At 41.5% G+C, this 13,364-nt stretch carries 16 protein-coding genes; 14 read left to right on the top strand and 2 right to left on the bottom strand.

The window, feature by feature from the left end; translation table 11 throughout:
• Positions 1-132 precede the first annotated feature (132 nt).
• On the bottom strand, positions 133-291 hold the full coding sequence (locus MNV_RS19605) for a hypothetical protein (protein WP_179293910.1): 159 nt from the start codon (positions 289-291) through the stop codon (positions 133-135).
• Between the two features lie 41 nt (positions 292-332).
• A complete protein-coding gene (mcrD, locus tag MNV_RS09395; RefSeq protein ID WP_096205504.1) occupies positions 333-854 on the bottom strand; it encodes a methyl-coenzyme M reductase operon protein D in 522 nt (173 codons plus the stop codon).
• Between the two features lie 232 nt (positions 855-1,086).
• Between mcrD and MNV_RS09390 the strand changes: the two genes are divergently transcribed.
• The 14 genes from MNV_RS09390 (at position 1,087) to MNV_RS09330 (ending at position 13,111) form a co-directional block, all read left to right on the top strand.
• Positions 1,087-2,460, top strand: a complete 1,374-nt coding sequence (locus MNV_RS09390; RefSeq protein ID WP_096205503.1) for a hypothetical protein — start codon at positions 1,087-1,089, stop codon at positions 2,458-2,460.
• 158 nt (positions 2,461-2,618) lie between these two features.
• Positions 2,619-3,746: an isocitrate/isopropylmalate dehydrogenase family protein gene (locus MNV_RS09385; RefSeq protein WP_096205501.1), complete on the top strand. Its 1,128-nt coding sequence runs from the start codon at positions 2,619-2,621 to the stop codon at positions 3,744-3,746.
• A 9-nt stretch (positions 3,747-3,755) separates the two neighbouring features.
• Entirely contained in the window at positions 3,756-4,433 is a 678-nt protein-coding gene (locus MNV_RS09380) for a fibrillarin-like rRNA/tRNA 2'-O-methyltransferase (protein WP_096205499.1), read from the top strand.
• A 22-nt stretch (positions 4,434-4,455) separates the two neighbouring features.
• Positions 4,456-5,514: a glycosyltransferase family 2 protein gene (locus MNV_RS09375; protein ID WP_257000012.1), complete on the top strand. Its 1,059-nt coding sequence runs from the start codon at positions 4,456-4,458 to the stop codon at positions 5,512-5,514.
• A gap of 73 nt (positions 5,515-5,587) precedes the next feature.
• Complete coding sequence (locus tag MNV_RS20695) at positions 5,588-6,022, top strand: glycosyltransferase family 4 protein (RefSeq protein WP_257000011.1); 435 nt, start codon at positions 5,588-5,590, stop codon at positions 6,020-6,022.
• On the top strand, positions 5,998-6,738 hold the full coding sequence (locus MNV_RS20690; protein WP_257000010.1) for a glycosyltransferase family 4 protein: 741 nt from the start codon (positions 5,998-6,000) through the stop codon (positions 6,736-6,738). The genes MNV_RS20695 and MNV_RS20690 overlap by 25 nt, the downstream gene beginning before the upstream one ends.
• Positions 6,739-6,816: 78 nt before the next feature.
• Complete coding sequence (locus MNV_RS09365; protein ID WP_096205497.1) at positions 6,817-7,746, top strand: Wzz/FepE/Etk N-terminal domain-containing protein; 930 nt, start codon at positions 6,817-6,819, stop codon at positions 7,744-7,746.
• Positions 7,747-7,769: 23 nt separating this feature from the next.
• A complete protein-coding gene (locus MNV_RS09360; protein WP_179293909.1) occupies positions 7,770-8,090 on the top strand; it encodes a VanZ family protein in 321 nt (106 codons plus the stop codon).
• 67 nt (positions 8,091-8,157) lie between these two features.
• Entirely contained in the window at positions 8,158-8,502 is a 345-nt protein-coding gene (locus MNV_RS09355) for a hypothetical protein (RefSeq protein WP_096205494.1), read from the top strand.
• A gap of 600 nt (positions 8,503-9,102) precedes the next feature.
• On the top strand, positions 9,103-9,810 hold the full coding sequence (locus MNV_RS09345; protein ID WP_179293908.1) for an FkbM family methyltransferase: 708 nt from the start codon (positions 9,103-9,105) through the stop codon (positions 9,808-9,810).
• 112 nt (positions 9,811-9,922) lie between these two features.
• Positions 9,923-10,717 (top strand): FkbM family methyltransferase, encoded by a 795-nt coding sequence (locus MNV_RS09340; protein WP_143311714.1) that lies wholly within the window; start codon positions 9,923-9,925, stop codon positions 10,715-10,717.
• Between the two features lie 47 nt (positions 10,718-10,764).
• Entirely contained in the window at positions 10,765-11,682 is a 918-nt protein-coding gene (locus MNV_RS20215; protein ID WP_218837970.1) for an oligosaccharide flippase family protein, read from the top strand.
• Positions 11,683-11,711: 29 nt separating this feature from the next.
• Positions 11,712-12,242: a hypothetical protein gene (locus tag MNV_RS20210; RefSeq protein WP_218837969.1), complete on the top strand. Its 531-nt coding sequence runs from the start codon at positions 11,712-11,714 to the stop codon at positions 12,240-12,242.
• Positions 12,243-12,265: 23 nt separating this feature from the next.
• Positions 12,266-13,111 (top strand): glycosyltransferase family 2 protein, encoded by an 846-nt coding sequence (locus MNV_RS09330; RefSeq protein WP_218837968.1) that lies wholly within the window; start codon positions 12,266-12,268, stop codon positions 13,109-13,111.
• Positions 13,112-13,364: the final 253 nt, after the last annotated feature.

The following is a 13,364-nucleotide window of genomic DNA, read 5'->3' as shown; positions in this document are numbered from 1 at the left end:
ACTGATAACAGGATTGTACGTTACTCGTTTGTACCCCAACGTTTATTTGGTTTCTAACGTTTTTAATATTTAAAGGATTGATTGGTTTTTAAATATTTCGTTTTTATCGTTTCAGCATCACTATTAATAATGTTACTTAGCTATCGCTGCGTGGTCTCCTATTATCAGTATGATATTGTTTACTTCCTGAGTTGTAGGCTCCCTGTTGTTCTCCATCTCAAAAATATCAATTATTGCGCTGTAGGTACAGTGAAGCCTGTCGGTTGTTTTTCTTCTGGCGTATCTTGTCATTATTCTCTCCAAAGCTATTGTTTTTTATAAATGTACAATCTCTATTTCTCTTGCTCTGTTCCGATCACGCAGATGTTGCTGTCTTTTTTTGCATGAGGGTCGGTCAAGCCAAGCATTCGTTCATCTTCAAGGTTGATGCTTTCATCAGTCTTGCTCTTGAACCCGTACTTGCCGTAATCGGTAAGAGTTGGTCTTCTCTTTATGAAATGTCCTCTCTTGAATTCAAACGGGAATGGAAGCGCCCGCTCACAGGCATCTCTTAAGCAGTCAACAGCTTTTTCATCCTCGACTTCTACGAGTATCTCCCCTACAATTATATGCAGCTCGAATGCGCAGCCTCCCACGTGGATTATCTTCCTGTCGGGATGGTTCACATCTGCGCCCGTTCCGGGTCCGCATGTGACCTTCCTGGGAAGGTTTTTCCCGTTGATGAGCATTCTAATTACTCCTTCGACGTTGTCAATTTCGTTCAGTACTTTTTCAGCGGTCGCCGGTTGTAATAACCGCGCCGGGAATATTCTTACCTGGATGGGTTTATCTGTGTGTGAAGCACCTTTGTCCATTCAATTCTCCTTCTTTTATACAATTAAACGATGTGAGGGATATTAAATGTTTTGGTTCGTACAAATACGAATGAAATATTTAATCGTTACAGATACTGCCGGTAGTAGCAAAAGGTCATAAAAGGTAGCTGGGAATCTTTATATCTACCTTTGTTGCTATTAAAGTCAGAATTCTTCGGAGGATGGTACTATTCGCGGATACGATGATGATAGGAATACAAGGATTTTTATTTTGGTTGCATTGATCGGAGGAATTATTGCAGGGCTTGCTTTTAATACTGTGCTGGGCGCGGTCTGGTCAAACTCAAAGGAATTGCATGTGATAGCCATTCCCGGCGATATCGGTGCAGGTAAGATTAGCAAGGTCACATTTATAACATTCAGCAACGGCGCAGCAATCGGCAACGTAAATGTTACCCTTTCTGGTGCAGCCTCAGAGCACGGTATGACAGATACTGATGGGATGCTTGTACTGGCAGTAAATGCCACTAAGAACGGCAGTATTAACGTAAATGCCGAAAAGCCGGGGCATGAGAACGGGACATTTGTTATTTCAGCCACCCCCGGCCTTGATATCGGCGCTTCTCCGGCGTCGATAACTTCAGGTGTAGCCACGTATGTTACCTTCTCGGTGACAGGTATGGGTAAACCGGTCGAAGGCGCGGCAGTAAATCTTTCAGGTTCAGGAATAGGTCTTGATGGCGTTACCGGTTCAAACGGTCAGATAATCATGCAGGTGAACCCGCCAGGCACCGGACAGATAACCTTAACTGCAAAAAAGTCCGGATATGTTGACGGTTCAAATGCCATGACATCTGCCAGCCAGCAAACGCTTGGTGTTTCATCAAGCCAGAATACGGTGACTGTCAATGTGCCAGCCTATATTACGTTCACAGTAACTGCCGGAGGCTCTGCAGTGAATGATGCGATCGTGAGCTTAAGCGGCGCAGCATCGGGCAGCGGCGTCACGAACCAGGATGGCAGGACTGTTATCCAAGTAACACCCTCCACCACAGGCACGATAACGGCATCAGCGAGCAAAACAGGCTTTGCAGGAGGCTCGGTAACGGTTACTTCCGCAAGCACGCAGTCGCTGTACATAACCACGAGCCCTTCGACTATAACCGCAGGAGTCCCGACATACGTGCTGTTCACCGCGACGAGCGGGAATAGCGCCATAGAGGGGGCTGCGATCACTCTCACCGGTGCGGCAAGCGGGAACGGGGTTACGAACCAGAACGGGCAGGCAATACTGCTTGTCAATTCAACAGGCACAGGCACAATAACAGCATCAACAACTAAAACTGGTTACTCAAGCGCAAGCACTACGTTCAGTGCCGCAGGTCAGCCTACATTGAGCATTAGCGCAAGTCCTTCTAACGTCACTAACGGCGTTCCCACGTATGTGGTCTTCACTGTAAAAAGCGGAAACTCTGCAATCAGCGGCGCGACGGTCAGCATCTCAGGCGGCGGCATCAGCACGGACGGAATGACGAATTCGGCAGGACAGGTTACATTGCAGCTTAACGCGGCAGGCACCAGCACTATAAATGTAGCGGCGCGGAAGACTGGATATACTGATGGGACGATGGCGATAACTCATTAAAATCATAAAATCGCCCTTTCTCACTTTAAAATATTATCCCTGCTAAGATTGTTGGATTGGGAATTTTAGCAGGTTATTTTTAGCTCACAATATCAGCCCAATTTAGTTAATTTAATATCCTCACAGGAATTCTTAGGGACGCACAAGAGGAATACCATATGACCCAATACAAAATCCCAGTTATCCCGGGTGATGGAATCGGTCCTGAAATAATAAGAGAAGGACGCAAGGTACTCGATACAGCAGGCGAGCGGTTCGGCTTCGACATAGAATGGGTAGAATACCCGCACGGCGCCGACCACTACCTCAAGACCGGAGAGCTCATATCAGAAGATACCCTGAAGGAGCTTTCACAGTACAAAGCCATTTATTTTGGCGCAATAGGCGATGAGAGGATCAAACCAGGAATCCTTGAAAAGGGCATCCTCCTTAACATCCGTTTTTATTTTGATGAGTATGTCAACCTGCGCCCCGTGAAATTGCTGGAAGGTGTCTGGACTCCTCTTAAGGACAAGACAGCCAGAGACATCGATTTCGTTGTCGTGCGGGAGAATACCGAGGACTTTTATATCGGTATCGGCGGGCGCGCTAAAAAGGGAAAGAGCAAAAAAACCCTCGAAGTCATGCGAAACATGTATAGCGTGAAATTCGGGCTTGATATCGATTCGGATAGCGAGGAGATAGGCTACCAGCTCGGTCTTATCAGCAAGGAAGGCACGCGAAGGGTCATCCGTTATGCTTTTGAGCTTGCGAATGACAGGAATAAGCACCTCTCCTCAGTGGATAAAGCAAATGTCCTCTCAGATATCTACGGCTTCTGGCGCGAGGAATTCACTTCAATTGCTGCCGAATACCCTGACGTAAAAACAGACTTCAATTTTGTGGACGCCATAACGATGTGGTTCGTTAAGAACCCTGAGTGGTTCGATATTGTTGTAGCTCCGAATATGTTCGGCGATATCATTACAGACCTCGGCGCGATGATCCAGGGCGGTCTGGGGCTTGCCCCGGGCGGGAACATAAACCCGGAGGGCACAAGCATGTTCGAGCCCATACACGGAAGCGCGCCAAAATACAAAGGACAGAACAAGGTGAACCCGATAGCGACCATATGGGCAGGGGCACTGCTGCTTGACCAGCTCGGTGAAAAAGACGCATCATCAGCGATAGTAAAAGCGATCGAGCATAATATCGTGAACGGAGAAGTAAAAACATACGACATGGGAGGCGAAAGCAAGACCTCGGATGTCGGAAGCGATATTGCACGATTGGTTAAAGAAATCTAAGTTCAGACGATGGACATCGAGTTAAATAAAACCCGACTGGATAATGTCTTCATTTTTGAGGCTCAGGACGGCTCAAAAAGATTAGCCACAAAAGCTCTTGTTCACGGCGCACAGGGTGAAAAGACCATAACAATCGGGAACAACGAATACCGCATCTGGGACCCGTATCACAGCAAACTTGCAGCCATAATATTAAAAGGCTTCTCCATCTCAATAAAAAAAGATTCCACCGTACTTTATCTGGGCGCTGCGAATGGAACCACAGTAAGCTTCGTTTCTGATATAGTCTCCGAGGGTACCGTTTTCGCAGTTGAGTTCTCACCCCGCGCAATGCATGACCTCGTACGCGTAAGCAGTCCGAGGATGAACCTTATCCCTATCCTTGCGGATGCAAAACAGCCTGACTCATACAAAAATATGGTTTCAAAAGTCGATTTTATCTATCAGGACGTGGCGCAGCGTGAACAGGCATTGATAGCCGTAAAGAACTCAAAGATGTTCCTTAAAAAAGACGGTTTCCTGGTACTTATGATAAAATCAAGAAGTATCGATTCCGTAAAGAAGACGGGCGAAGTGATCGACAGGGAAGTAAAAAAATTAGGGGAGTTCTTCAACATTGAACAGGTAATAAGCCTGGAACCTTTCCATTCGGACCATACGGCAGTTGTAGCACAAAAAGTTTTTTAGACTTAAGGATATGTTAGGTATCATGGGTCAGCCCTTGGTATCTGTTGTAATTCCCTGTATGAACGAGGAAAAAACGCTTGGGAGCTGTATCGGGAAAGCACGGCAAGCGTTGGAGCGTGAATGCCTGGAGGGAGAAATAATAGTTGCGGATAACTCTACCGATAGCTCCGGGGCTATCGCTAAAAGTATGGGCGCGACATTGATAATCCCGCAAAAAAAAGGATACGGGAACGCCTACCTGGAGGGTTTTCGACATGCCCGGGGAAAATATTTTGTTTTAGCGGATGCAGATGATACTTATGATTTAAATGAGACCCCCAGGTTCTTAGCTCCTCTACTTGCCCGTGAAGCAGATTTCGTTATCGGTAGCAGGTTAAGAGGCGAAATCAAAAAGGACTCGATGCCCTGGCTGCACAGGTACATCGGGAACCCTGTTCTAACAAAAATACTTAACTGGCTTTTTAAAACGAATATAAGCGATGCCCACTGCGGCATGAGGGCGATAACAAGGGAAGGATATGAAAAGCTGGGTTTGAGGAGCGAAGGAATGGAATTCGCAAGCGAAATGATAATCGAAGCTGCAAGGAAAAATCTCCGGATAAAAGAAGTGCCGATCGCCTATTATCCCAGGCAGACGCCTTCCAAACTTCACTCATGGGGCGATGGGTGGCGGCATCTGCGGTTCATGATGCTCTATAACCCGACGCCTTTTTTCTATATTCCGGGTTTTCTATTATTTACGCTCGGCGCTTTTATGACGCTGACCCTTGCGATGAGAGGCAACGTAGAAACGACAGGGCTGCACTCGTTCATCCTTGGAAGCATGCTGGCTATAATAGGAACGCAAATGGTCACCACCGGCAGCTACATGAAAATCTACGGGATACTGAATAATAAAATAGAGAAAAAAGGTTTGACAGCCAAATTGCTGGACTACCATTCACTTGAATTCGGTCTGCTGACAGGCATATTATTATTCATCGGGGGCATGACTCTTGGTTCTGATGTTGTTTTAAAATGGATATCTTCCGGATATGGCTCACTTTCCGAAGTAGGGGAAGCGGTCATATCATGGTGCTAATAGCAGTGGGCATCCAGATAACCTTATTTGCGCTCATAATTAGCATTTTCATACTGGATAAAAAGGATAACAAATGAAAATCGCATTCGTGTACGATGCTGTCTATCCCTGGGTAAAAGGAGGGGCAGAGAAGCGTATATATGAATTGGGAAGAAGACTGGCATGGCAGGGGAATGAAGTACATGTTTTCGGGGTCAAGTGGTGGGAAGGCAGTGAAATAATCGAGCATGAAGGCATGGTATTGCATGGTGTGTGTGCGCCAGTGGAGCTGTATGTTAACGGCAGGAGGTCAATCTCCGAGGCGGTCATTTTCTCGTTAAAACTCCTTCCGTATCTGTCCGGGGAGAGATTTGACATAATCGATGCCAGCGCATTCCCTTATTTTCCATGTTTCACTGTTAAGCTCATATCGATCATCAAAAAAATCCCGCTGGTGGTCACATGGCACGAAGTATGGGGTAATTACTGGTACGAGTATATCGGATGGCGCGGTTTTTCGGGAAACTGATAGAACACCTGGTCTCAAAACTATCGTGCGACTCGATCGCGGTATCGGCTGCGACAAAAAACAACCTGGAATCGATAGGAGTTGAAAGTGAAAATATCCATATTATACCAAATGGGATTGATATTGAAAGGATTGAGCAAACAGTCCCGTCTTCCGATGGATGCGATATCCTTTTTGCAGGCAGGCTTATAAAAGAGAAAAATGTGGACATGCTGCTTGAAGCAGTTAATCACTTACGGCAGACAGTCCCTGATATTAAGTGCCATATAATAGGCGATGGACCGGAGAAAGAACGGCTTATCGGACTTGCCTGCGAGCGCGGGCTTCTGGATAATGTGAAGTTCTCCGGGTTCATGGGATATGATGAAATAATCGCATGTATGAAATCCTCGAAAGTACTTGTGCTCCCGTCCACCCGCGAAGGGTTCGGAATGGTGGTGATTGAGGCTTTTGCGTGCGGAGTGCCCGTCATAACTGTTAAAAACCAGAGAAATGCCGCATCCATGCTTGTTAGTGAAGGGACTGGTTTTGTTGTGGGTACTGATGCCGGAGAACTCAGCGATGCTATCCGCACGATAATTACAGATGGTGTCCTGCGCAAAAAGATGTCGTCAGCGGCTCTGGACGCATCGCGGGCGTATGACTGGGATATGATGGTCAGCGAATTAACACATTTTTATATGGAATTGATACAGGATTATCATCCCATTGGATAGTCTGGCAGGGAACAAAATAAAAATTTGGGATAAAAAGCTTTTATATAAGCATATCTCATATTGTGCCATCGATTAGACATGGAAGAAGATGAAATATCGCTGAGGGATTATATAAAGGTTGTACGAAAGGAGAAAATATTAATAGCTTCCATATTCCTGGTTGCGATTATCGCCGCAGCGATATTTTCTTTCTCAATTCCGAACGAATACTCATCAGAAGCGAAGTTATCCTATATTTCAAACGATAAGATTCCTCTAACTGATGCGGTTGAATTGCTCCAGTCACAAACAATCATCCAAAAAGTTGTTTCTCAGGAAGGCGGCGCCTCTCAGGGAGATGCACTATCCATGCTTGGTAACCTGAAAGTTGAAAATATCAAAAGTACAAACAAGATTCTAATACAGCTCAAAGGAAATAACCCGGACACGATGAAGAGATATTTTGAGCAGTATGTTAATGTGGCTATCAATGAGGTTAATAGAATATCGTCCGGGAAGTCGCAAAGCGATTACTCACGGCTGGAAAATCTATCCACTGTATACACGAAACAGAGAAATGAAGTCAGTACAGAAATGAAGAGGAAACTGATTGAAGATGCGGATTTGGAACTAAGGAGACTGGAAAATTTAACCGGTATTACAGAAAGACTCGGAGATACGGATAGACAACTTGATTTAGCATTCAAGATAAGCGACCTGAAAGAAATAAAAAATGGCAGAACATCATCAAGTGCCGCGCAGCAAATGATAAGCGATGACCCGGAGCTGTCTCTTTTAAACTCGAAGCTCAGTTCAATAGATGCAAGGCTTGTTGACCTGGAGACAAAGAAGTTAGAACTTGAGAATCTTGATACAACCACGGTAAAACTAATATCTCCGCCCACAGATCCCGTGATAACAGGTCCGAGAAGAACATTGAATATAGCAATTGCAGCCGTTTTAGGGCTATTCATAGGCATCTTTGCTGCCTTCTTTAAAAACTACATGGAGGGATCTGCTTCAGGGTAGCAAGGCTCTTCTGGGTAGCAGGATTGATAATTTATGCGGCTTTGATCTTTTATCTTTCAAGTCAGGAAACAATACCTGCGCCGCAGCTATTTGCGAATCAGGATAAAGTGGTACACCTTGCAGAGTACGCTCCTTTCGGGTGGTTCAGCCTGAAAGCATTCACGCCTGCAACCCCTGCCGGCTTTCTGGCAGGCGTGGGTTTTTCCCTGGCGTATGCAGCCTCGGATGAGGTGCATCAGAGTTTTGTTCCGGGAAGAGATGCAAGTATCATGGACTGGCTGGCTGATGCGGTGGGAATTTTGATACCGGGTTATATTTATGGCAGAAGGTATAAGTACATATAAAAGTGTTATAGGTGCCAGTCGAAGTAGAAATTCCGATGGATGGGTTTCAAAAACAAGGAGGAGCTAGATGACTTGTAGTCATAAGATATGTGGAAATATCCAGAAAGTATGGCTTCCTTTTGAAAACAGGGGGCTCATGAAAGGATTAAAATCCCATCCCTACTGTATCCTGTGCGGAACAGTCAAGAACATATCCTCTGACAGGGCAAGGCCCCTTGGTTACTACATGAATATTCTCTCGGCTCTTCCTGTTACAAAAGTCCAGATCCGTTTGATCGCAAAGGATATGGAGGAACTTGAGGGTTTTGATGATGCTTTCTCCATGTCATCGTTCATGCAGGAACAGTTTTTTGTTAATGTAGTAAAAAAATATTCAGGATTATCCGAGCAAATGATTAAAGGAGCACTATAGTACCATCTCTGAATTGATGCGCTAACGTAAGTGATAAGAGGGGTGGTGCGGATAGCTGTTGCTGTAGCTGTGAACCATAAAGAACTAAGTCAAAACAATAAAGATTTTTATAGCACGCGCTGGGGCAAGCCCCAGACCCCAAGGAGGCGCCGCCCTGCGGGCGGAGGATTACAAGATTGTGTACCTTATTTGAGATTCAGCAAACGATTCGAAGGTTGAGTGTATAAGAGAGGACCTTAAGAGTATGGGATGGGTGCATTTTGAATGTATTGAGAGGGTGAAAAATCGCCGGGATTGGAAGCCAGATAAAGATATAAAGGAGAAGGTAGGAAGATGGTAGGATGATATATGGAGAATAGCGAGATGGTAATAGAAATCGAACTTAGTCGGGTTGATTACTAAGTTAACCGGCTTTAAGGGGGAAATTATTTGGAATACGACGAAGCCTAATGAGCAGCCGAGAAAGCTCTTGGATATATGCAGGGCTGAGAAAGAATTCGGGTTCAAGGCGGAAATCCCTTTTGAGGAGGGTTTAAGAAAAACTATAGAACGGTATGGAAAATATAAGTCGTAAAATCCCATAAGAAAATGGAATACGTCATGAAAAGAATAGTTAAGAAGTTATTTAATAATATTGGCTTTGATATTACCCACCTATCTGATAATCCTAAATATACTCTTTTAGGATTACGTCATTTGCCTATTTGTTCAGTTATCGATGTAGGAGCAAATGAAGGTCAATTTGCAAGAATGATATCAGAAGTTTTTCCTAAAGCAAATATCTACTGCTTTGAGCCTTTGCTTGATCCTTTTAAGAAATTAAGTAAATGGGCAGAATTTCAAAGTGGAAGAGTAAATGTATCAAATATAGCCATAGGGGATAGTGAGGGCGATATGCAGATGTTTTATCATTCAGAGCATAGTCCTTCCTCTTCTCTCCTTAAATCAACAGAAATTTGCAAAGAACTTTATCCGTTTATACAAAAACAAACGCCAATTTCAGTTAAATTAGCGACTTTAGATAAACTAATGGGAAATTTATCCGAACCTCCCATTCCAGATATTCTTATTAAGCTCGATGTACAGGGATATGAAGATCGTGTTATAAGGGGGGGCGCTGAAACATTTCGTAGGGCAAGGGCATGTATATTAGAAGTTAACATAGGTTCTTTATATGAAAATCAAGCTAGCTTTAAAGATATTTTGCTATCTCTTGACTATCTAGGGTATCATTACACTGGAAATATTGAACAAACATATGATAATGACGGCCATGTTGTATTTATTGATGCTTTATTTCTAAAATAACAGGGTAAATTTATTATGAACACAAATTTCGCAGCTGAGCAACTACTTGAAAATTTGTCTTTTGCATCAAACTTATCAAAAAAAGTCGTATAATACGCGTCGCAAACAATCCTTGGAAAATGCTATATCCAAAGATAATGAAGATTATCAAAAAAATATCGAAGTTAAAGTTCCGACTTTTTGGGGTGGAGAAATGAGTGTTGTACTCCCTGAAGATGTGTCTGTAAGTATTTGGCGATATGGTTATTTTGAAGAGGATGTTGTTCGGTATATGTTAAGGTTTCTTACCGAAGGAATGACTTTTATTGATATAGGGGCTCATTTTGGCTTTTTTACATTACTTGGGAGTTATCTAGTTGGCAAGTCTGGAAAAGTTTTAGCATTTGAACCTACCCCAACAACGTATCAGCAGCTAAAAAAAAATATTGTTTGTTATTCAAATAATTTCAATATTGAAATTTATAATTGTGCAGCCTTTAGCAAAGAAACTGAAATAAAGTTTTTTGATTGTGGATTAGTAAACTCTGCTTATAATTCGATATTTGGATTAAGAAAAACGGACAGATCTTCGATAATAAAAAACGAAATTACTGTGAAAGCTAGAAAAATAGACGATGTTTTAAAAGGAAAAAAGTTCAAAAACTTAAATTTTATAAAAATAGATGCTGAATCATCCGAAATTCATGTTTTGAAAGGCATGATAGAAACATTAAAAAATTACAAACCTAATATCATCATAGAAGTGGGTGATTTTGAAGTTCATGGAGTTCCTAAATCAAAAGAAATAATTACCTGGTTGGAACAAATGAATTATTCACCTTATGAGATTCACAATGGCGAAATTGTCTCGCATATTGTACGTGAACGATACGAATATTGTAATCTTCTATTTTTAGCTAATAAGTAAAAGGTCAATATTATATGCAGAAGCGGCAAGTGCTTATCAACGCAATCATGTCTGTAGCACAGATTATAGTAATTGGTGGAGTCCTTTTTATACAGTATCGGTTTCTACTAAATACCTTAGGTATTGAACAGCTGGGAGTTTGGTCTGTTGTGCTAGCATCTGTCTCTTTTGGCTCGATTGCTAACTTTGGTCTTTCTGCCAGTGTTGTAAAGTTTGTCGCAAAATATGTAGCACGAAGCGAAGACAAAATTGTTTCCAGCGTAATACAGACATCTGTCATTTCCATTGGCATACTCGTTGGCTTTATTCTATTGGCTGCCTACCCCTTTATCAACAGGTTTCTTGGCTTGATAATTCCAGTTGTTAATCTGAAAGATGCTATCTCTATTCTCCCGTATGCATTATTATCTTTATGGATTATGGTTATTGCCAATGTATTTCAGTCTAGCCTCGATGGTTATCAGCGGGTTGACCTGAAAAGCAGTATTCTTATAGCAAGTTGGTTATTTTACCTCATGTTATGTTTTTTGATGGTTCCACTTTATGGATTAATAGGATTAGCTTATGCGCAGGTAATTCAAGCCTTTATTATTCTTATTGGAAGTTGGCTTTTACTTAAGTGGTATGTGCGAACATTACCAATATTTCCATATAAGTGGAACAGAAAATTGTTTGATGAAATGATTGGTTATGGGCTTAGTTTTCAAGTAATTTCCATCAGTCAAATGCTATACGACCCTATTACAAAAGCACTGCTGACTAAATTTGGTGGCCTTGCTATGACAGGTTTTTATGAAATGGCAAATCGAATGATTTTGCAGTTTAGAGCATTACTTGTCACTACCAATCAGGTACTCGTTCCCACTATAGCGGATTTAAAGGAAAAAACCCCGAAATCATCCAGAAAGTCTACAGCGACTCTTATCGTTTACTTTTATATATTGCATTACCACTTTTTTCTTTAACTATTACATTTACACCAATTATTTCTCAAGTGTGGATTGGATATTATGAGGCAACTTTTGTTCTTTTTTCCATCCTGCTCAGTGTTGGTTGGTTTTTAAACACATTATCGGCACCAGCCTACTTTGCAAATCTGGGCATTGGCGAACTTCGTTGGAATACAGTAGCACACATAGTAATAGCTGCATTAAATTTAGGGTTAGGGTTACTACTTGGCAGTATCTATGGGGGCAAAGCAGTAGTAGCAGCTTGGGTATTTTCTTTGATTATAGGTAGCTCTATTATTCCTATATCGTATCATCATAGGCACAATATTTCCAGAGCCGAGTTATTACCAAAAGAAAGTGCATTCGTTGCGTTTGCGAGCATAATTGGAATATCTACTTCTTTATTGTTGTATTATCAATTATTTGATAAATTAACTCCTTTGATAGGGGCTATAACTCTTTTTATAATATTTCTATTAATTCTAGTCATTCCCATTTGGCTACATCCAATGCGAAAAAGGTTGATAGGATGGGTTACTTTTGAATTGTTTAAGAAGCAGCAAGAAGGATTGTAATTGAATATTAGGGATGAATGGACTTGAAGGAAACAAAAACTAAGCTAGAAGGTGGATTGCGTACCAAAGGGCTCTCCCATAAAAAGAGCTGGCCTGACCGTCCACTAATCAGTATCATCACAGTTGTTAGAAATGGTCAAAAATATTTAGAAGAGACTATAAAAAGTGTAATAAATCAAACTTATGACAATGTAGAATATATTATCATAGATGGTGGATCAACCGATGGAACTTTAGATATTATTAAAAAATACGAGGAGTATATTGATTATTGGGTAAGTGAGCAAGATAGAGGCATCTCGGATGCGATGAATAAAGGTGTCCGCCATAGCACAGGTAAACTTATTTTACATTTACATTCGGATGATATTTTTTGCAAAAATGAATCTTTATGTTTACTATATAATGAATTAAAATCATCTGATAAAAAATGGGTTACAGGTTTTTACAAGTATATTAACTCAAGAACCGTAGAAATAAAAATAGATAAATTCAGAAAATACACTTATTTTGATATGGTACTAAGAAATATAATAAGGCATCAAACTACTCTGCTTCCAAGAAATATTTTTGAAGAAGTTCAATTTGATGAAAAATACAAATATGCAATGGACTATATGTTCTTTCTGAATGCTTGGCGTATCCTGGGAGACCCGCATTTTGTAAACGAGCATATAACGTGTTTCAGATTAGATGGTAACAATTTATCATCCAACTTCTATGCTTCTATCAGTGATGAGATGAGAGCTAGAATAGATTTTAGGCTGATAAATGGGGAGTTTTACAAGATACCCTTTGATTATATTATATATACGCTGAGGTTACTTAAAATATACTTTTACCACTCGAGGAAATACAGTGATAAATAGACCAGCGCTTTTTATAGCATTAAATATTATCCTATACTTTATAGCGCTCTCTCTTTGGGGCTTTGAGGCTTCACTCTATGTCTTGATTGCCATCACTATATTCATAATAGCCTATAATTTCAAATATGTAGGATTAAAAAATTCTTTGTCTTTATCCATAGTGTATCTTTTAGTTTTTGATTCAGCTTTTTTCTCGTTCACTTCCTTTAAGTTTAGGATCTGGTATCCTCTTCTACTAATTGTAATGTTTTTA

Source organism: Candidatus Methanoperedens nitratireducens (genome assembly GCF_900196725.1).
GTDB classification, from domain to species: domain Archaea; phylum Halobacteriota; class Methanosarcinia; order Methanosarcinales; family Methanoperedenaceae; genus Methanoperedens; species Methanoperedens nitroreducens_A.
Note: the sequence above shows the minus strand (reverse complement) of the source record. Positions and strands in the feature narration are given on the sequence as shown.